General features: G+C 34.1%; 17 protein-coding genes and 5 pseudogenes. 13 read left to right on the top strand and 9 right to left on the bottom strand.

Going from position 1 to position 20989, the window contains the following annotated elements:
* Positions 1-33: 33 nt before the first annotated feature.
* Entirely contained in the window at positions 34-2046 is a 2013-nt protein-coding gene (locus CSB87_RS16530; RefSeq protein ID WP_006580619.1) for an McrB family protein, read from the top strand.
* Positions 2047-2048: 2 nt separating this feature from the next.
* On the top strand, positions 2049-3374 hold the full coding sequence (locus tag CSB87_RS16535; protein WP_004887902.1) for an McrC family protein: 1326 nt from the start codon (positions 2049-2051) through the stop codon (positions 3372-3374).
* Positions 3375-3422: 48 nt separating this feature from the next.
* On the opposite strand, the gene CSB87_RS16540 is transcribed toward CSB87_RS16535, so the two are convergent.
* Positions 3423-3602 carry a hypothetical protein gene (locus CSB87_RS16540; RefSeq protein WP_006580620.1) on the bottom strand — a complete coding sequence of 60 codons (180 nt, stop codon included), beginning with the start codon at positions 3600-3602 and terminating at the stop codon, positions 3423-3425.
* Between the two features lie 215 nt (positions 3603-3817).
* On the opposite strand from CSB87_RS16540, the gene CSB87_RS16545 reads away from it, so the two are divergent.
* Positions 3818-4012 carry a hypothetical protein gene (locus CSB87_RS16545; RefSeq protein ID WP_002054484.1) on the top strand — a complete coding sequence of 65 codons (195 nt, stop codon included), beginning with the start codon at positions 3818-3820 and terminating at the stop codon, positions 4010-4012.
* Positions 4013-4263: 251 nt separating this feature from the next.
* On the top strand, positions 4264-4722 hold the full coding sequence (locus tag CSB87_RS16550) for a hypothetical protein (protein ID WP_002054486.1): 459 nt from the start codon (positions 4264-4266) through the stop codon (positions 4720-4722).
* A 95-nt stretch (positions 4723-4817) separates the two neighbouring features.
* On the opposite strand, the gene CSB87_RS16555 is transcribed toward CSB87_RS16550, so the two are convergent.
* Positions 4818-5246, bottom strand: a complete 429-nt coding sequence (locus CSB87_RS16555; RefSeq protein ID WP_004887900.1) for a GNAT family N-acetyltransferase — start codon at positions 5244-5246, stop codon at positions 4818-4820.
* Between the two features lie 125 nt (positions 5247-5371).
* Complete coding sequence (locus CSB87_RS16560) at positions 5372-6049, bottom strand: HAD family hydrolase (protein ID WP_004887898.1); 678 nt, start codon at positions 6047-6049, stop codon at positions 5372-5374.
* 68 nt (positions 6050-6117) lie between these two features.
* On the opposite strand from CSB87_RS16560, the gene CSB87_RS16565 reads away from it, so the two are divergent.
* A protein-coding gene (locus CSB87_RS16565; RefSeq protein ID WP_076611894.1) for an IS5-like element ISAba27 family transposase occupies positions 6118-6940 on the top strand; the annotation gives its coding sequence in 2 pieces (ribosomal slippage) (positions 6118-6498 and positions 6500-6940; 822 coding nt in all).
* Positions 6941-7097: 157 nt separating this feature from the next.
* On the opposite strand, the gene CSB87_RS16570 is transcribed toward CSB87_RS16565, so the two are convergent.
* Both CSB87_RS16570 and CSB87_RS20300 read right to left on the bottom strand, forming a co-directional pair.
* Positions 7098-8345, bottom strand: coding sequence for a serine hydrolase (locus CSB87_RS16570; protein ID WP_004887896.1), 1248 nt, complete (start codon positions 8343-8345; stop codon positions 7098-7100).
* A gap of 361 nt (positions 8346-8706) precedes the next feature.
* Positions 8707-10085: pseudogene (locus CSB87_RS20300) on the bottom strand (IS3 family transposase).
* Positions 10086-10499: 414 nt separating this feature from the next.
* Between CSB87_RS20300 and CSB87_RS16585 the strand changes: the two are divergent.
* The 8 genes and pseudogenes from CSB87_RS16585 to CSB87_RS16620 all read left to right on the top strand — a co-directional run bounded on the left by CSB87_RS16585 (position 10500) and on the right by CSB87_RS16620 (position 16537).
* Positions 10500-11060: a TetR/AcrR family transcriptional regulator gene (locus CSB87_RS16585; RefSeq protein WP_004887894.1), complete on the top strand. Its 561-nt coding sequence runs from the start codon at positions 10500-10502 to the stop codon at positions 11058-11060.
* A gap of 446 nt (positions 11061-11506) precedes the next feature.
* Positions 11507-13396, top strand: a pseudogene (locus CSB87_RS16590) (type VI secretion system Vgr family protein); the annotation flags it as partial.
* Positions 13369-13899: a hypothetical protein gene (locus tag CSB87_RS16595; RefSeq protein WP_004887888.1), complete on the top strand. Its 531-nt coding sequence runs from the start codon at positions 13369-13371 to the stop codon at positions 13897-13899. The pseudogene CSB87_RS16590 and the gene CSB87_RS16595, both read left to right, overlap by 28 nt.
* A 77-nt stretch (positions 13900-13976) precedes the next feature.
* Positions 13977-14512: pseudogene (locus tag CSB87_RS16600) on the top strand (hypothetical protein).
* A 232-nt stretch (positions 14513-14744) separates the two neighbouring features.
* Positions 14745-14945 (top strand): annotated as a pseudogene (locus CSB87_RS16605) (hypothetical protein); the annotation flags it as partial.
* An 84-nt stretch (positions 14946-15029) separates the two neighbouring features.
* The gene (locus CSB87_RS16610; protein WP_004887883.1) at positions 15030-15419 is read left to right on the top strand and encodes a hypothetical protein; all 390 of its coding nucleotides are present in this window, start codon (positions 15030-15032) and stop codon (positions 15417-15419) included.
* Positions 15420-15524: 105 nt separating this feature from the next.
* Positions 15525-15989 carry a hypothetical protein gene (locus CSB87_RS16615; RefSeq protein ID WP_020992204.1) on the top strand — a complete coding sequence of 155 codons (465 nt, stop codon included), beginning with the start codon at positions 15525-15527 and terminating at the stop codon, positions 15987-15989.
* Positions 15990-16219: 230 nt separating this feature from the next.
* On the top strand, positions 16220-16537 hold the full coding sequence (locus CSB87_RS16620) for a hypothetical protein (protein ID WP_004887878.1): 318 nt from the start codon (positions 16220-16222) through the stop codon (positions 16535-16537).
* Between the two features lie 33 nt (positions 16538-16570).
* On the opposite strand, the gene CSB87_RS16625 is transcribed toward CSB87_RS16620, so the two are convergent.
* The 4 genes and pseudogenes from CSB87_RS16625 to CSB87_RS20175 form a co-directional block, all read right to left on the bottom strand.
* Positions 16571-17461 carry a hypothetical protein gene (locus CSB87_RS16625; protein ID WP_004887876.1) on the bottom strand — a complete coding sequence of 297 codons (891 nt, stop codon included), beginning with the start codon at positions 17459-17461 and terminating at the stop codon, positions 16571-16573.
* Complete coding sequence (locus CSB87_RS16630) at positions 17458-18525, bottom strand: GNAT family N-acetyltransferase (protein WP_004887875.1); 1068 nt, start codon at positions 18523-18525, stop codon at positions 17458-17460. Before CSB87_RS16630 ends, CSB87_RS16625 begins: the two co-directional genes overlap by 4 nt.
* A gap of 9 nt (positions 18526-18534) precedes the next feature.
* Positions 18535-19974, bottom strand: a complete 1440-nt coding sequence (locus CSB87_RS16635; protein WP_004887872.1) for an aspartate aminotransferase family protein — start codon at positions 19972-19974, stop codon at positions 18535-18537.
* Positions 19975-20052: 78 nt separating this feature from the next.
* A pseudogene (locus tag CSB87_RS20175) lies at positions 20053-20806 on the bottom strand (MipA/OmpV family protein).
* Between the last annotated feature and the right edge of the window lie 183 nt (positions 20807-20989).

Consider the following 20989-nt stretch of genomic DNA (forward strand, 5'->3'; position numbering starts at 1 on the left):
TTAAGCACAACTTATAGAAGTGATGTAAGTGAAATGAGTGAGCAGCAAATCCAAACTCTTTGGAATGAATTTTTAAATCAATGGTCAGTAGAAAAAGTTCAGAAAATGACTCTGCCAGAGTATTCCCAGGTAGGTAATATTGATACATTTGGCTATTGGCTTGAACATAAGACTAAACTTATCGCTAATATTTTAGGTGGGTCTGCATTTAAATTTGGTATTTACCACAGAAATGCTTCTGATGAGAAAGAGAATGGTAAAGGTAAAATTTATGAGACTGACTATGCATGGTTAGAAAAATATGGTCAAACTAAAGAAAAAGCATTTGATGAAGTTAAGAAAAGAATATTGGAAACTATTAAAGCAAGTCAATTAGGCGAAATGGAAGCTATAGACCAGATTGACTTTTCTCCAGTATTAAAATGGAAAATTGCATATTTATACCAGGATCAAAAAAATCCAAATATTGTTCCTATCTTTTCAAAGACATGGTTGGATTTTTTGAGTGGAAATAATAATTTTACTTATTCCCAAGCATATAAGTATCTTTTAGGAAAAAAGGATAAAAATATTCCCATTCAGGAATATGGAAATAAATTAGCTGAACAATATTTAAATGCTAACCCTAAAAAGAGTGCTATGGAGGAATTTAGCCAGCATGACTCAATTACTTCAGATGATAACGAAACAAAATGTGATAAAGATTCGTTGATTAGACCATTAAATCGTATTTTATTTGGTGCAGCTGGTACTGGTAAAACTTACCATACAATTAATCATTCACTCAGTATTTTATTGAATAAAACTTTTGAAGAGTTAGATGAACTTTATCCAGATCGTACTGAGCTAAAAAAAATATTTGATCACTATAAAGAAATTGGACAAATTAAATTTATAACTTTTCACCAAAGTTTTAGTTATGAAGATTTTGTTGAGGGTATTCGAGCTGAGGCTAATGATAAAGGACTAAGTTATGATGTTAAACCTGGTTTGTTTAAAGAACTTTGTGATGATGCTCGAATGGAGTATGAAGCTAAGCGCTCAAATAGTATTCAAATAGAAGATGAAAGTATTAATCAAGCTATTGAACGATTAATAAGGAAAGCAAAAGAGAAAAAACTTGTTTTTCATACTAAAGCAGGCAAAGAAATACGAGTTTTTGCAAATCAGCAAGGCACTTTATTTGCCTTAACTCAAAAAGATATAGATATCAGTTTGTCGTTAAGACATATTCGTAATTACTTAAAATTACAGAATGAGGAAATTATTGATCAGAAAAGTTATGAATGGGCGATAGCAAAAGCTCTTCGAGCTGAACTAAAAGCTAGTGTATCTGCTTATGCAAAACCTAAACCTTATGTATTAATTATTGATGAAATTAATAGAGGGAATATTTCCCGTATTTTTGGTGAGTTGATTACCCAAATTGAAGATTCTAAACGTCAAGGTAATGATGAAGAGTTAAGTACAATTTTGCCTTACTCAAAAGAAGAATTTAGTATTCCTAATAATCTTTATATTATTGGGACAATGAATAGTTCAGACCGTTCTCTAACTGGGCTGGATGTTGCGTTACGTCGACGTTTTGATTTTATTGAAATGCCACCAAAACCTGAGTTGTTAAGAGATCAGGAAGAGAACGACATAGAGATTGATGGTATTAATATTGTGAAATTACTGACTGTAATAAATCAACGCATCGAAATACTATTAGATAGAGACCACTGTATTGGACATGCCAATTTCATGCCTTTAATAGTAGAACCAGAAATCCAAAAATTAGCTAAAATTTTTCAGCAAAAAATCATTCCACAATTACAGGAATATTTCTTTGACGATTGGGAAAAGATTGATGCGGTTTTAAATGGGAATGGAATGCTTCATAAAAAGTATGAGCTAAGTTCGCAAAATAGATTATTTAAAGATCAAAGCTTGATTAATCGTAATATTTGGGAAATTAAGGCTGAAGCATTCAGTGATGTGAAGAAGTATATTGCAATTTATGATGAAACATCCGAAGTCAGAAATGAGTTAAGTGGATTGTGATTATGTCGAATATCACTATCCGTGAATATGCATATTTAAGAGTTTCACAAAATCCTCCTCAGCAGAATCAGAAAATGGATTTTGCAGAAATTTCACAGAGTGGTTTTGATTACCTATTTCAACTGAATCAGGAACTGCTCAGAAATGGGCAGCGAATTTTAAAGTTAGGTAGAACAGCATCGGAAATTCAAGTACAGAATTTTGTTGGAGTTATTGAAACCCCATGCGGCACTGAAATTGAGATCTTACCAAAACATGCTGATTCAGTAGAGGATAATGGTAATGCTAGGGCTATCTTGATTAAAATCTTGAAACAGGTTTTACAGTTGCCACAGCGTGATACAGGTCTTGCCTCGATTGAAAAATTCAAAGTACCTCTAACAGACTGGTTCTATGCACAATTTTTAGATGCTTTGCAGAAACTTTATCGTACAGGGATACGATTTGATTATCAGCGAGTAGAGGCTGAAGAAAACTTCTTACGAGGACAGTTAGATACAGCACAACAAATGCGAAAACCTTTAACAAGGCAACATCAATTAAGTATAAAACATGATATTTTTACGTCAAATCGGGCAGAGAATCGGTTGATTCGGTCATGTATTGATGTGGTCTGTAAAAGAGCTAAGACTGCTGATTTGTGGCGAACATCACATGAGTTTCATTTACTGTTCTCAGAAGTGCCTCAATCTACAAATTATAGGGAAGATTTTAAAAAATGGAAAAATGATCGACTAATGTCGCATTATTCCGATATAAGGTATTGGTGTGAATTGATTTTAGGCAATGAAATCCCATTTGCTGTAAAAGGTATTAATCAGGCAAAAAGTATTCTATTTCCTATGGAAAAGTTATTTGAAAAATATGTAGAAATACAATTATCAAAGCAACTTGTAAAAGGAGCAAAGCTTGAGACTCAGAAATCTAGTAAATATTTAGCTCAATATAATTCAAAAGATATATTTAATTTAATACCAGATTTAGCTATCCAATATTATTGTGAACAATCAAAGTCTAAAAAATATTTGATACTTGATACTAAATGGAAACTTATTAATAGCAATAATATTGAGGAAAAATTTGGGATAAAACAAAGCGATATGTATCAGATGTTTGCCTATAATCATATGTATCAGGGCCACACATCAGATATCGTATTAATCTATCCAAAACATAAAAATTTCCAGATAGCACTAAAGCCTTTTGAGTTTAAACTTCATGACTTATTGAAGACTGGACTACAACCAAAAATTTGGGTAATTCCATTTGATTTAGAACGTAGTGAACTTATTTTAGATAATTTGATGATCGCTGGATTACATTCTTAAATTAAGTAAAAGCTACTTAGCGTAGCTTTTACTTCTGAATAATATTTATTAACACTGATTATTTTTGACAATCGCTATTACTTCTTTTTTATAGCTATCAGGAGTGTAAATATCATCAATTTGACAATTTTTCCCATCACACTGAACTTTAAAATCTACTTGAGAGTTTTCACCAAAGTTCTTTCCTTTAGCCCGAACTAACCCATTGTTAAGGACAGAGAATTTCATCTGGTTTACATGTACATCATAATCATTGCCAGGTATGACAGCAATTAAACTTGGATTAAGCTAATTTTTAACAGGTGCCAAACAATGCTTTACAGTGATGTTTGGCTTTTCTATTGTTGTGTATTTCGGTAGTATTCTTACTCTTCTTTCTGCTCGAAAACTAAAAAGCCTGTTCTATTTATAAGCTTTTTAGCCTCATCAATTTACTAGGACATATGAAACGTTACTACAAGCAAACTGAATCGGTAGTTTCTCAATGGACGACCGAACAAGACTGTTTTTTAATAGAAAATAATTCTCTTTCTATTGATGAGTTGAAACAACATCTGCCATTTTCTGAAGAAGAAATTAGGGTGCGTAGATCAGTTTTAGGACTGGTAAGACGCGATCAGCAAATGAGATCGTATTAATTTACCAAATGGTAAATTTTAATTGAAAATAAATGTTTCAAAAGAAGAGAATAATTTAAAAAATATTGCGGAGGATTTAACAAAACCATAATTTTTTTCGGTGTTTTTTTGGTGCAACTTACAGAAAGCTTTAACTACTTACATTCAACAATAATAACATTTCACTCCTTAACATTTGTTTCACCATAATCAGAACCATAAATCATTTTAAGATCAAAACTTTATAACAATTGAGATTGAGGAGGTTAAAAATGCCAAAATATTTAGCCGTGGCTGAAAAGGTTTATAAGAATATTAAAAAAGATGACTTATTCACCAATGACCTTACACAAAATCTGAATTGTTTAATCAGTCAGATTCGTAAGGCCATTAAAGGAACTGAATTCAAACTTAAGTTTAATTATATCGATTTTGATGAGCAATTAACTAAACCGCTTAGTGAGTGCAAGGTTAAAGTTGATGTAAGTGTAATGCCAAAGTTTGAAAATGAAGGAGAGTATTTACTCTGGTTAGCCAGTTTTATTGAACGGGTTACAGAAGGAGGAAAACCTAAATTCCCGCCAATTTCACAGTTAATCCCACACGGATTTAAAATGTCTAAAGAATCGCTTCCTGTGACAGTTGCTCCTCCAAAAGAAGAGCATGCAGATATGATCATTAATTATTTTAAATCTGAAGATTTTATGAAATCTAATAAAGCTCCTTCATAAAAGAATATAGAAGTATTCGTCCACCATACTTCTATATACCTGCTGGTTATACTCAGCGACCGCCTTCTGGGGCGGTTTTTTTTATGGGTATTGCCTCATTCACTTCTTTGTAAAAGTAAAACTGGTTTGTCGTAATTACTATTACACCACTCATGTTTTTTGAGTACAGCTTTGGGAACCTGAACCATATCTTTTACAGGGTTAAAACCCATTGATCCGTAAAAGCCTTCCAGTTCAGCAAAGGGTAAACAGTAAAGCTTGGAAAATTCCGAGTTTTTAATTAGAAAATCGACCACTTTACGAGCAATTCCTAACCCTTCATTGCCAGGAAAAACATAAATTCCACCGAGTTCACCGCTGTTCGAATCAATGGAGACAACTCTACCTTGACCAACAGTTTTCTCGCCAATAGAAGCTAGTACAATAAGTTCATCTTCATGTGATGGTACAAAATCAACCTCGGCATAACGTTCGTTTATAGCTTTGAGATCGGCAGCGTTAGCAAGTCTTAATGAAATTTCCATTACTCTTCCTATAAGTACTATCTGTAATTTTTAAGTTTGGCTTTTCGATGATAGCTATAAAACTCAAAATAGGCTAAATACTTTATCAAAGCATTTAAATTAAGCTTTTTATAATATTGATTGGCTTAATAAAGGGGATTAGTAACTAATCTCTTAATTGTTTCTTCAAGTTCATCGTAATGATGAATACTTGCATCAGAAAGAGGGTGTTCAAGAGTGAGAGTTGGGTGGAAAAATATTGTTTGCATACCCACTTTTTTGGCGCCTTCTATATCTGCTTTGGGATTGTCTCCAATAAAAATGTCATCGGATGGGTTACAGCCCAATTGAGTGCAAGTATATAGATAAATTGCTGGGTCAGGTTTTCTTAAACCTATGGCTTCAGAAATCACGATAGTTGAAAAATAATCTGTTATTCCTAAAGCATAAAAATTATGTTCTTGAAACGGTGTTTTTCCGTTTGATACTAAGCCCAATGTATATCCTTGAGCATGAAGGTTTTGAATGATTTTTTGAGCATTTTCAAAAGCTGTAGAGAATTTATTAAAATTATTAATATAAGACTGTAGCAATTCATTTGTATCATATCTTTTGATATTAAAGTTTTTAATTAATTGATCATAAACAATATCTTTCCAAACACTTCCATTGTTATCTAACTTGATGAAGCTTTTAATAAAAGACTCTTTTAATTCTTGTGGTACTAATTTGAAGAAGTTTACTTGCCAATTTAGAAATTTTATAAGCGATTCATTGCGATTAAGAATGGTTTGGTCTAGGTCAAACAAAAGTACTTTTTTCATTTTAAAATCTTTAAGAAATAGATTAATAGACCTCTTGCGAAAGTAAAAACCACCTCAATCTAAATTTCATGAGATATCAGAAATTAAATCGTTTTTCAGATTCTGAATTCCAGCGCTTGGTTGGTGTACCTCGACCAGTTTTTAGTGAAATGATCGAAGTTTTAAAAGAAGTAGAATCACTTAAAAAGAAATCTGGGCGTCCTCATACTTTAGCTATAGAGGATCAATTATTATTAACACTCAATTACTTACGGAATTACAGCACTCAATTGGAGTTGGCTGCAAATTACCATATCGCTGAAAGTAATGTGAATCGAACCATTAAAAAGGTTGAAGATGCATTGATGAAATCAAGACGGTTTACTCTGCCAAAACGAAGCATTACCACAGCAGACGAACAGTTTAACTGGGTCATTATTGATGCGACAGAATGTTCAATAGAACGTCCGAAAAAAAAATCAGAGTAAGTTCTACAGTGGTAAAAAGAAGAAACATACGCTAAAAGCACAAGTGATCTATCATCCGAACAGCAAACAAATCATAGGGCTAGATATATCGAATGGCAGTCAGCATGACATTAAATTGGCAAGAAGAACGGTTAAAAAATTCAAACATTGTAAATATGTTATGACCGATTTAGGGTACTACGGATTAGAGCAAGATGGCTTTAAATTATTGATGCCAATAAAGAAAAAGAAGAATTTACCCTTATTTGATGTTGAGAAAAAGTACAATAAAATGATTGGAAAAATACGAGTTGTGATCGAACATATTAATAGTCAATTGAAAACATTTAGAATATTAAGTGAACGCTATCGAAATAGACGGAAAAGATTCGGTTTACGCATTAACTTAATCGCTGCACTGGTAAATCGGATGAACTTGCAATAACGACTTTCGCAAGAGGTCTAATACTTATAGCGAATTTCTATCTATTGTTCAGTTTAATTAAAATACTTTTACGATTCTTTTCTGAATAACTCCAAATCAAAAACAACCCCTCATAAGGCGTTACTAAAAGTCTTCTAGTCATGATGGGTCTTTATAGTTAAGGATTTATAGAATCAACTGCTTGAAGTAAGCTTGTAAATAATATTGCTAGTTTTGACTCAGGTTGTGGCTCATTTCCATTTGCGGTAAATACTGCACAAACTTTATGGCCTTTTTGAGTGTTTCCAATTACTGAAAAGTTAATCACGCCGTATTCGGAACCACCTTTAAAACCAATTTTTTGCCAATTTAAATTTTTAAACAGTGGATTTAAAGAACTGTTCAGAGCAGGGGCATTTTGAACACTTTCAAGAAGAGGACAAATCTCATTGGCTGACATATACCATTCAGCATCTTGCCAAGTAGCCGATTTTCCAATGCTACTCACACTTGGTAATGGCAGTTTATCTAGCTCAGAGAGCACTTCTAAACGAGCCGATTTTGTACCTGTTTTAAACTTATTTCTGAGCTGTTCATTACTCGAATCAATCAGTTGAAATAGTTCTCGTGTGGTCAGCATAGGAGAGTTTCTAGGTGACAACGCTTCTATACGAGGCTTTTTTAATACCTCTATAAGGCTATCGGTCGCTGTGTTATCGCTAATTTGTATCATTAACTGCGCGAGAAGCTCGAGATTTACAGGTGTACCAGCAGGTAGGTTTTGTAAAACTCCTGTTGGTAATGAGCGATTTTTTTCTTTTAAAGAAACAATAGTTTCTCTTTTTAATTCGCCTTTTTTTATCGCATCTTCATATGCTTTTAAAACGAGTAACTTAAAAGTCGAGCCTACAGCCATAGGGGTTTTATCATTTTCAACAATCACAGGTTTGTTATCTACAACAACTAAAAGAGAGGTTTTACCGACTGCATTTTCATGTAAACCTTTGACTGTTTCATCTAAGCTTACTATCTTAAAATGAGGTGCGCTAAACCAAAGGGTACTAATTTGCCCTTGCTGATCTAAGCTAATTGAAACAGGTAATTCTCCTTTTTCAAAATCAATCGTTCCTGAACCATTAGAAACATTAATACTTTTAAGAGTGCCTAAAGATACTTTTAAGTCATCAACGATTTTTTGAATTTGTGTGATGGAAACTTGTCCTAAAAATTGAGAGCTAAATAAAGAAGCTTCTATGGGTTTATCTGCAAAAATTGATGAAAGCTTACTAGATAAAGTATCTATTTTTTGTTCTGCTGCTGCATGAGCAGTAGAAACAACAATAGGGGACACATTTAAAGCCATAACGCCTACAGCAAAAAATAAAGCTCTAGACGCGTACATTTTCTTAGTTAGAAAGTTCTTCATTCAATGTCCTCTTATACTCGGTCTCATCTATAATTTTTTATAAATGTCTTTAAAAATAAACGTTCATTTTGACCTATCAAAAATCATATATCTATATAAATTTCTTCGATTTTATAAACCAAATTTTAATAATAAAGCTAAATTATTTAGCCTTACTTTTTTAATGATCTAATTTAAAGCAAATGTCATTTTGTGTGCTTGACGGCAAGAGACTTGGACACTATTCTTTGCCTGCTGGCCACATTGCCAGTCGGTTTTAGCAGACCGTTCCGAAAAGCATTAAAAGAGCAATCTTTTAGTGACGAACCCTCGTGCCCCCTCTGCGGCGGAATGATCTGACCCCATAAAGTTGGACAGTTAGTTAAGCAGTTTTTATAAACTGGTTTCTATATTGTACCGGGGATAAACCTTGTAGCTTCACCTTGATTCTCTCATGATTATAATAATGAATGTATTCTCGTATCGTTTTCTCTAATTCATCAATTGATTGAAATTTTTCTCCATGAAAGCATTCCGATTTTAATATTCCAAAGAAGCTTTCTATTACAGCATTATCTAAGCAATTTCCTTTACGAGACATACTTTGAATTAAACCATGTTGCTTTAATTGCTGTTGGTAATGAGCCATTTGATATTGCCATCCTTGATCTGAATGGAGAATTGGTTTCTCATGTCGCTTAAGTTTAGCTAAGGCATGAATGAGCATATCTTTCACTAACTCATAATTGAGTTTACGTTGGATCCGGAAAGTAATAATTTCCCCATTAAACAAATCTATAATTGGTGATAGATAAAGTTTTTCACCGTTAACATTAAATTCCGTCACATCAGTTGCCCATTTCTGGTTGGGATGGTTCGCTTTAAATTGCCGTTGCATAATGTTATCAGCCACCGTCCCGACACAACCACTTTTATATGAGCGATATTTCAATGCTCTGATACGTGATTTAAGTCCCATGGTTTTCATAAGGCGATATACACATTTATGGTTGATTATTATTCCTGTACTTTTCAGGGCAAGAGTAATTCTACGATAGCCATAGCATCCCTTATGCTTGTGATATATGGACTTAATCTGCTGTTTTAACTCAGTATATTTGTCATTAGAGCGTACAGCTTTCATGTGATAGAAATAAGTACTACGAGCAATCTTTGCAATACTGAGTAAGAGTTTTAATGGATAAATTTGCCTTAATTCTGAAATAACCTGAACAGTGTCTGCAGTACAAAGTGTATTTAAGTACGTTGCTTCAGTTTTAAGGCTTTTAGCTTTTTTAAAAAGGCAACCTCTGCTCGTAAAGCAGTCACTTCATCAATGAGCTCCTGTTGAGATTTATCTTTGTCTTCTTTTATAGGTTTAGTTATTTTGGTTTTATGTTGTTTAACCATATTGGTATAAATCCTCGTAGTATTAAACCCGGCAATCCCTTCTTTATGATACTGAGCGAGCCACCTTCTTAAAATTGACGTCCCGCTCAGATTTAACCGTCTTCTAACTTCTCTTACCGGTATCTTATCAAGAAGCATTTGTACAGCCTTGATTTTAAATTCGGAAGAGTAGTAGGTTTTTTTAGTTTTAACATTCAGGCCATCTTCACCTTGTGCCTTATAGTTTTCAATCCATAAGCGGATGGTTTGGAGATCAACATTAAATTCTTGTGAAAGGATTTTATATCCTTTACTTCCATCTAAATAAGCTTGAATGACTTTTAATTTTAACTCTTTTGAATGCTTCGGAATTGGCATAGGGCACACCTCATAAGTTTAAAAAGTCTAACTTATGGGGTGCAGTTCAGAACGGGAGGGGGACACCTTCGGGTGTGCTGGGTTTTTTCGGCCAGTCTGCTAACCCCCTTTCGTTCTGCCACCATAATTTTAATGTCTGGCAGAACTCCCAATAAAAAGGAGTTGGCTTTGCACATCCATTATTTCTTGGCAGCCTATGCCAAAAGCTATAACGACACCACTTAAATCATCTTTAAACAGTTTGATAGCCTTTTGGGTTTTCAGACTTTAAGTCATTACGGCTCAAAAATTTGTATCAACAATAAAACTTGAGATGTGCCAAGCACAGTCTTTACGGCTTTGCTGTGCCTTTTTTCTCCCAAAAAAGTATCTCATTTAGAAACAACAAGAATTTATAACGGTAAAACTATGTCACCTTTAGTACTTTCTACACGTGCTTTAAAAGTTGTAAATAAGGGAATTGATTTATTTCATCATCACGGATTCCATCTCGTCGGTGTAGATAGAATTGTGAAAGAGTCTGAAATTACAAAAATGACTTTTTATCATTATTTTCAGTCTAAAGCGCGGTTTATTGAAATCTGTCTACTAGTACAAAAAGAACGGCTACAAGACAAAGTTGTTGCAATGGTTGAATATGACCACAACACAAGCGTGACAGATAAACTCAACAAACTATATAACTTACATATCGATTTAGAAGGGCCGTACTATCTATTATTTAAAGCCATTTTTGAAACTAAGAATACTTATTCAAACGCTTACCAAATCGCTATTAAATACAGAACTTGGCTGACCAATGAAATTTATAGCCAGCTTAGAATAGTTAACACTGATGCTTCATTTCATGATGCCAAATTGTTTTTATATATGATTGAAGGCGCCATTATTCAGCTTTTAAGTTCAGATAATTCAGATGTAAGAGAAGGAAGAATTGAGCGAGTTTTAATACATTTTAGTCAGACTTAAAGGAGTGTTAAGAAATGTTAAAAATTGTTTCTAATTATAATTTAAAATTTCTAAATTATTTTAGAATAAATCTATCAGTAAAAATATTTTTAGATGTATTTTTTTATAAAAGAATACTTATGTTGAAATTAAAAAATGCTATATATAACATAGGATTGTGATATTTTTGCAATCTGACCTAACAAACGAAATGTATAAGTTTATTTATTGCTTATACATTTTTAAGTAATTGATTTATTGTTCTATTTTTAATAATTAATACTTTATAAATAAGGTTTAATATAGAAAAATTAAAAAATTATTTGATCTTGCTCCGTTAGAAAAATATTCGAGTAGATAGAATAATTTTTTATAGTTAATTTAAATGTAAAATTAATTATTAATTAAATGGACAGATCTGTACGTGCTTTGTAAAATAATGCTAAATATAATTCAGTCCTATAAAGATGTTGAACAGTATTCATCAAGTTTTAGATAGTTTGGGCATTAGCCCACAGAAACGTGCTATTCACATTCAATTTACTTCTCCGATATTGAATGACCAAGTATTTCTGCAAAGAATTGATGGTGTACATGCACTCAATGATGGTTTAAAAGCAGAACTTTTATGCCTATCAACTAATGCAACGATTCAACTAAAATCTTTCATTGGCAGTCAGGCCGCTGTAGATATAGTGACGGAGCGAGGTGAATTAACTCGCGTTACAGGCATTATTACTCATGCTCAACAGGGCCAGTCAGATGGCAGTCTAACTTTATATAAGCTGACCTTAGAAGACCCAACCGCATTATGGAAATATCGTCGCAATTCGCGCGTATTTATGAATAAAAGCGTCGTTGAAATATGGGAAATACTCTTTAAAGAATGGCAAGTTAAAAATCCGCTATTTGCTGCAAGTTTAAGTTTAGATTTAAGTGGTTTAACAAAAACTTATGATGTTCGTCCTTTTGTTATGCAACATAACGAAAGTGATTGGGACTTTCTCACACGCTTACTTCGTAGTGAAGGGATTAACTGGCTGATTGATGAAGCTCAGCATATTGTTCCAAGTACCGATACATCTATTCAAGCTCAGAAACTCAGGTTGATTGATGCCAATAGTGAATATCAGCCCTTAGACCGTAAAACGATTCGTTACCATCGTAGTAGTGCAGTGGAGCAATACGACAGTATGACTCGCCTAACTGCCGAACGTTCTCTTCAACCGAACGTTATGCATATACAACGTTGGCAAGCAGAAATATTAGAACAAGAAGAAGGAGTTGGAAGCGTTCAAAGTAAGCATCAGCATAGTGAACAATATGACAATGCTACACTTGGCTTAGAGCAAGCTTGGAACTATGCGCCTGCATGGACTGGTGACTTAAAGGGTGAGGATGGTGTAACTAAATCTGGAAATCAACAAGTTGAACGCTTAAACCAGAACCTCAACAATTATTACGATGCACAGTCTAAACGCTTTATTGCGCAAACGACAGTCCGCGATGCCTATGTGGGTTACTATTTCGAACTCAATGAACACCCAGAAATAGACCAGCATGAAGGCTCAGATAAAAGCTTTTTGATTGTTTCTAAAAATTTCTTTAATCAGAATAACTTACCTAAAGACTTAAATGACCAAATTAATGGTCTATTGGCGAAAAGTAACTGGTCAATACAAAACCCCGAGAACAGTGATGAACGCCAAGCGAATCAGTTGATTTTACAACGTCGTCATATTCCAACAACGCCAGCTTATAACCCACAAACTCATAGTCCGGTTACTCATCCACAACGCGCAAAAGTGGTGGGTCCTGAAGGTGAAGAAATTTATGTAGATGAATGGGGACGTATTAAAGTCCGTTTCCTGTTTACCCGTAGTGATGATCATAGCCATGATGGGGGTGCAGGAGCCAATAATAATGACACCGATTCAGCTTGGATTGACGTTTTAACGCCGTGGGCTGGAGAAGGTTATGGTGCGCGTTTTTTACCGCGTGTTGGTGAAATTGTCGTTATTGACTTCTTTAATGGTGATATAGACCGACCATTTGTGATGGGCCGAATTCATGAGGCACAGCGTCATCCAACCAAGTTTGATAACAAAGGTAAACTTCCCGATACTAAAAAGCTGAGTGGTATCCGTTCCAAAGAAGTGTCGGGTGGTGGTTTTGGACAACTCAGATTTGATGATACCCCGGGCCAAATTAGTACCCAGCTACAAAGCAGTCATGGTGCAAGCCAGTTAAATCTGGGGAAACTCAGTCATCCTAAAGATAAAGCGGAAGGTGAAGACCGCGGAGAGGGTTTTGAACTGCGTACGGACCAATGGGGAGCTTTGCGCGCGGGACAAGGTTGACAGATCAAGAAATTAAAGCGAAATTATTTGAAAGAACTAGCGAAATAAAGAAATTTGGCAAACTACCTCAGCTCGATGATAATTATTTATCTTTTTTAGGTAAATATAGAGAAATAGAAATTACACCTGATATTATAATTTTGGGGTACGAAACAGCATTAAAAGAAAATCAATATCTTCATGAAAATTATCCTGAAATTAGTGAGAAAGTTTGGATAATTGGTCGTACCGGTCAAGGTGATGAATGGTTTATAGGTAAGGAAAAAAATAATATCTTGTTTTATGACCATAACCAAGGGGAGTATTTGAATATTAATCAGTTTATAGATATGAGAATTACTTTTGAAGACTTTCTTAAAATGGCATTTTCTTATCAACAACTTGAAGAAGAATTGGATATAAACGAAGAGCTTAATAAAGTTGAACAAGATCAATTTAAGAAATTAGTCAATTCTATTAATGAAGGTTTATATGAAAGATATCCCTTTAAATATTTTTAGTTTTTGTGTTGGGTTTTAATGATTTTTAGATAAAATATTTGATACTATTTAATTGTATTAAATAGGGAGTCTTAATAGTGCAAGTTTGTTTTAAAAAATTATTAGAGGAAGTTGGTGAATGTAATGAAATAATTTATGGTGAAGGATTCCTTATTAATCAGGTTAATTCTGTTAATGATGATCTGTTTAAAAGCTATTTAAGTTGTATTCCTGAAAATGATTTTAATATTGATCTAGGAGGGAATATAAATGATTTTTTAGGAAAAGATTCGTTAGACAATATTCAATATATGTTTGAAGATATATTCGATGGGGAAAGTGCTACAGTATTCTTAACACAGCATGATGTAAATATTGTATACATAAATCATAATAGTGGCGAGATAGGAGCATGTATTTCAGGCGATGAATTACATATCATTGCTAAAAATTTATTTGATTTTTTTTGCAAATTAATGTTATACAAAATTTAATTATTGATTTATATGACTCTAACCCTAGAGGTGAAAATGGAGGATATAAGACAGGTTTCTTAGAAGAACTAAAGAAAACCCTTATAAAAGAAAATGTAGTATTGGATGTAGACTATTTTTTAGAATTTTTTTATGGTTAAGGTATAAAGGGTATTCCAAAATTAAAAGTAGTACTTCTATATATTTGAAGTACTACTTTAAAATAAGATGTTTAATAGAATGATTTTTGAGCTCTTAAAAAATCTACTTGTCTAATTATATTGTTAGAGATACTGATAAAACTTATATCTACGTAGTAAACAAAAAATTGTAGATATTGTTAATAAATTTGAACTTGAAATAAATTTCTTGGGATACCAAAACATTAATAGTGTTTCGTATGGTAGCGGTCATGTACAAAGTTTAATAGTGAATGGTCAAGACCTTATTAGCTTTGAGCGTGATGATTTACACCGTGAAATTGTACGTCACTATGCCAACGGAATTAGCCAAGAACAACATTACGATACGATGGGACGTTTAACCCAGCAAAATATTGTTAATGGTCATGAGTTCGGTTATGAAAAGTTAGAAATCAACTTTAATTATCAATTAAATATCCATCCTCCTAAGATATAGGTATTACAATACTTTAAACCTAAAGGTGGTAGTTAATTTATGATTATTGATGAAATGACTAATAATGTTTTTTTAAAGAAATTGTATTCTGGTGATATAACTTCCTCTATCTTAATAGGGAGATTTAGTATTGACTTGTCAGGGTACTGTGATATCGAATTTCATGTGAATAAAGAACCAGATATTTCTGTTGAGAAATATGGAGTTTGGGGTGTTGATTATAATACTATTGTTATTAAAACTAAAGGGAAAATAACCGGAGATGTTTTGATAACTGAGTGGTTGCTTAATGGTTATAAAGAATTAAATGTTAAAAAGACTGATAATGGCATTATTATAAAGTCAAAAAATGGGAAATTTAATTTTTCTGTAGAATTGAGTGGATTGATATTTCAGGGTATTTCTGTTTATTATGATGGAGAGGGTTAGAGCATCATTAAAAGATATCTAAACTCCGTATAATATTCTATATGTAAAATTTAGTGATTACATTAAAGATAGTAGCACTAAATGATTGGGGAGTGGAGTGTTTTTATGATGAATAATCAAACATTAATTTTTGATGAAAAGAAATATCCCATAACATGGCGTTTTAATTCAGTTGATTGTTCTTTATCAGATGAGGATAAATATAAAATTATTTTCTTGATAAAAGATGAGTCAAAAAAACTTTGGGATTCTTTATTTTCGTTTAATAACCTGATGGAAATTAAAGAAAATTATTTTTTACTAGCTGAAAAAAAAGATTTGGATTTTGATGAAGATGATAAGTCGAGAGATTTTTTTGTTCAAAAATTGCAACCAACTGAATTATTAATTTTTTTTTGGGGAAGGAGTAATTGTGCAATTATTCCATCAAGTATACTTATAAAAGCATGGAGTGATTTTTTTTATCCCAGTGATGATGATTGTATTGTTTATCTAGTTAACAAAGGAAAAATTATTTTTTCATATGAGGAAACTTTTTTTTATGGGAATATTCTAACTAACAAAAAATGATGTGATTAATTTTTAAATTTAAGTCCAAACACGGATATTTCTTATGTATTGAATAGAAAGAGTAAACATCCATACTTACAGAGAGCATGGTAATGTCTTTACGACAACTCAACTATCAATAAATCTGACAGAATCTAACTTTTTATATCAAATAAAAGAAGTTATCTTAATTCTACTTGAGCACAAACTCTTAAAGTGCTCGTTTTTAGTTTGATTTTTAGGTATTTAAAATGAATAAAATGCATGTAACTTTGGCTGTAGTAGTCGGTTTAATTGTTGGTGGTGTGATCGGTGCGTTAGGTTATTCGAAAACTGCCGCACGTTATGATGCGATGACCACTGCATGTGTAATGGTCAATCAAGCAGTTAAACACGAGATTTTAAAGCCTGAACAAGTAAAAGAGTTAGGTGAGCTTACAGGTCAAACCCTTAAGAAAGATTATGCTTCTGTGGCATCAAAATTTAAGTTTTCTGAAAAGCAGTTAGGCAATGCTTCTGAAGGCTCGAATTGTAGCCAATTTATCGTTGGCGTAAACGCAGCGAAGTAATTAAGAGAAAACCCACAGCTTGTGGGATTTTTCTTATTGATCTGACCAAGCTGAATCTATGGCATGAATTAACCGTAGGTTCAGAGCTTTCTGTTCTAATTGCCAGTTTGAGAGTTCTTCGGCAGTCGGTTCTTGTTGCCCATCCGAAGCTGCTAAAAACCGTTTAAAGTAGTTTTTATAATGATAGGCTGAAACGTCACCTGTAATATCCGCAGCTACTAATCGACCCTTACACGCTTCAATCAAGCTCTGTAAGTGCTTCTCTAGAAACTTACCTTGATCCCAGTTTGTCATGACGACTTCGCTCGACAGCACATCCTTATCAATCGATAAATAAACAGGTAAGTTCGATGCTTTTATTTCTGTGAGAAATGCAGTTAGTAACTCATCTGGATGATCGAAGTTTTGCCATGCTTTCTTTTTGCCTGTAAAACGCACCCATGATGCATTTTGCTGAATACTCCAGTAATGCAGCTTTCCTTTATAGAGCGGTGACCAATGGTTTTCTACTGCATGTAGCCATCCAATATCACTTGAGCTAATTCCAAGTACATCTATTCTGGCAACTTGTGGAAGTTTACTTGCCCAATACACCCAGGAGCCACAGTGAATACCAAAAGGGTAACGCATATTGTCAGGGTGGTTATCACAGACAATCAGATGAATTGGCTCAGCAGATGGCAATCTTTCCAGTAAAAGCTGGGTAACATGGTGATAATCACCACTACCTAACAGGACACAACCCAACTTTGAATGTAAATGTTGGTTTAGATGTGTACGTAACTCGTCGAACTCTTTTAATTTACAACCAAAGCGAATGATTTCTTGCCATGAGGTGAGATCAACGCGTACAGCATCATCAGGATCACCAGCAGAATCATCAAAGTTTAAAACGACAGGTGTTCTGTTATTTACTGAACTCATGATCGTGTTTCCTGTTTAACATGCCACTGATGATCTGCTTCAAATAAAGGACGTAATTTCTTTAAAATAAAACGTAAGGCAGGTGAATGTATCCATACCAGATGTCGAGTAAATGTAAATTTAGCCCCTAGTTGAGCTTTGACTTCAGGGTCAGTCCAGCCTGCGATGTAAAATTTGAGGTTGTTGGCTAGGGCATAGTCTAAATTTACGAACCAGCTAATAAAATATAAATTGTAGTCTTTTGCGAGCGGGTAATTGAGACCAATATATTTATCAACCAGATTGTCTTTGTATTCATAACAAATGTTATAACCGACTAGGGTTGTATCTGCCCAATATAAAAAGACTTTACCGCCACTGTGTACATCTTGAAGAATTTCTGAAAAAAACTCAGGGCTGAGTAGGTCAAAATGTATTTCGCTTTGGTGATAAACGGCCAGATAGAGTTCATATAAATATGTTCTAAACTCATGATCATTAAAGCGTTCATCGCCCGTACATAACTGTTCAATGTTTAATTCATTTAAACTTTTGAGTTTACGTTTAAAGTTTTTACGGCGTGGTTTAGAGAGTCGAGAAAGATATTCTTCACGGCTTAAAAAATCGATAGGAACATAAGCTAAAGCTTGTCCTTCTACAGATAGAAAACCTTTTTTTTCTGCTTCTTGAATAAAAGTTTGACTGTAATTATTTTCAAGATCGCTGAGCAAAGGTGAGTCTAAAGGAAGATCTTTAATAATACCTAACTTAATTTTCTGGTCATTATTTTTTAAAAAATCTGCTATTGAGTCCAGAGGAAGTCCATTAGGTAATAAGCTGTATTCTGTGACCGTTGTCCCGATAAAACACGTTTTAAAATGAAGGAGTTTTCCCCAGATTTGATAGCCTGGTAATGATTTAATTTTTTTAAGAAGGTCTGTATCTAGAGTCGTTAATAAATCAAACTCTGTATAAAAATAAGGTAAAAAATCGCTAGGCGAATGAACCTGAAAACTTAAAGGTGGATGCTTTAAAAAAGCATCCACCACCGCCTGAGGTTCTAACTGATTCAGGTTTATAGTCATAAATTAATTTTATATTTCCCGTTTAGCTCGAACTAATAATTGGTCAAGTAATACCATCGCTTGATCGATTTCGGCTCTTGAGATCTCTAGTGAAGGTGCGAATGTAATTACGTTCTTGTAATAACCGCCTACATCTAACACCAAACCACATTGTTGACCTTGGTATTCAAGGGTACCTGAAAGACCGATATCGACCATTTTATCCAACAATTCTTTGTTTGGAGTAAAGCCATCAGCCTGACAAATTTCTGCACGTAATGCTAGTCCTAATCCATCAACATCACCAATTTCTGGATGACGTGATTGCAAGTCTTTTAGACCTTCTAGGAAATAAGCACCACTTTCCATGATTTGTTTTTCGTAGTCTTTTTCAGCCAACATGTTCATGACTTCAAGACCAACTGCCGTACCAAGCGGGTTAGAAGCAAACGTTGAGTGAGTTGAACCCACTGGGAACGTTTCAGGATTAATCATTTCTTCTTTTGCCCAAATACCGGCAAGTGGGTTTAATCCGTTGGTCAACGCTTTACCAAATGCAACAACGTCTGGCGTAATATCGAAATGTTCGAAAGACCAAAGTTTACCGGTACGGTAGAAGCCCATTTGGATTTCATCGACAACCAATAAAATACCGTGGTCATCTAGAACTTTTTTCAGGCCTTTATAGAAGTTTTTCGGTGGAATAACGTAACCGCCAGTACCCTGAATTGTTTCAATATAAAAAGCCGCAAATTCACTTTCACGAACTTTAGGGTCCCACACACCGTGGTATTCATTTTCAAAAAGACGTGCGAATTCGGCAACTAACTTATCTGCATATTCTTCTGGTGTCATACCTTTAGGACGACGGAACGGATATGGGAATGGAATGAACTGAGCACGCTCACCAAAATGACCATAGCGGCGGCGGTAGCGGTAGCTTGAAGTAATTGAAGATGCACCTAAAGTACGGCCATGGTAACCACCTTCGAAGGCAAACATACGGCTTTTGCCTTTGCAGAAGTTACGTACAAGCTTTAATGAATCTTCAATTGCTTGAGAACCACCTACGTTATAGTGAACACGACCTTGTACACCTGTTTTTTTAAGCATGTCTTCAGCAATGACTTTGCTGAGTTCAATTTTAGTTGGGTGCAAATATTGGCTGGCAATTTGAGGAAGTTTATGAATTTGGTCGATGAGCGCTTGATCTAAACGTGGGTTTTTATAACCAAAGTTAACCGCTGAATACCACATTTGTAAGTCTAGATAGGGGATATTCTGGTCATCAAAAATATAGCTGCCCTGACAATCCGTAAAAATTTTAGGTGGGTTTACATAGTGTACTGTATCGCCGTGTGAACAATACTTTGCCTCATCTGCTAGAAGTTGCGCTTCATTAAGTGGAACGCGATTATTAGAACTAGTTGCAGAAGCGCTTTCTTGCTTGAATGTATGATTGTTGTTCATACTTCTATTCCTTTTACGGTTGGTATTTTCAGTATGTATGTTTTAGATACAGAGGCTGAGTGAAAAAATTGGTTAGAGTTAAAAAGTAAAGGTAAGCCCCACAGCAGGTGTAATATCTGTGCGTTTTTTTACCATTGGACTTTTAAACTGTTCGTTTGATAGATAGTTAAATTCAACAGAACTAAAAGCGTTTACGTGTTTGGAAAGTTTGTAGTTGGCTGTCATGCTCACAAAAGGCGATATACTCTGGCCCGGTTCATATGCTGCGATACCTGCGTTTACTTTCAGCATCACTGACGCCGTAGTAATACTGGTTATATTTTGCGTTGTTCCATTGGAAACCAGCTTCCGGATAGACGGTCAAATTGCCTTTGTCTAGCTCAGCAAGATAAGAAGCCCTTAAGATAGTACCTTTACTACGGGACAGGACATCGGTATTAAGCCGTGCTTTAAATCCGCCATACGGTGTAATACGCATATAACTTGCACCCGCTAGAACAGACCATTTGCGCTTATCTAATAAGTAAAGTTCACCACTTGGATCATATGAGTTGCCATCATAGTGTCCATCGAGGCGTAATTGATTTTTGTCATCTTTGAAGAGGTAATAACCGGCATCGTCGCCTTCAATATAGAATTTGTCATTGTCATAGAAAAAAACAGGTAAAATTGTTTGATAGGTTTTATGACCTTTATAAGCTTGAAAATTTACAGAATAGTTAAAACCCATTGTTAAATCTGGTGAGGAGCTTTCTTGTGCATAAGCAGGGCAGTAAAAACAACTACTGGTTATTGCTACTGCTATGGAGATTTTTTTCAATGGTTTAATCATAATCAGTCTTTCTAGGGTGAAAAAATAATCGTTTTCTGGTTGTGTTCTGTTCAAAATTTTCTTGAATATAAAAGTTAATTCTTATACAAATCTTAATGAAAAATTAAAAAAATCTTAATTTTGTATTTTTCTATTAAAACCCTTTAATTTTGCATAAAAATAGATTTTTGAAGAAGGTATAAT

The sequence above is a fragment of the Acinetobacter sp. AR_0276 genome, assembly GCF_003000705.1.
GTDB classification, from domain to species: Bacteria; Pseudomonadota; Gammaproteobacteria; order Pseudomonadales; family Moraxellaceae; genus Acinetobacter; species Acinetobacter nosocomialis.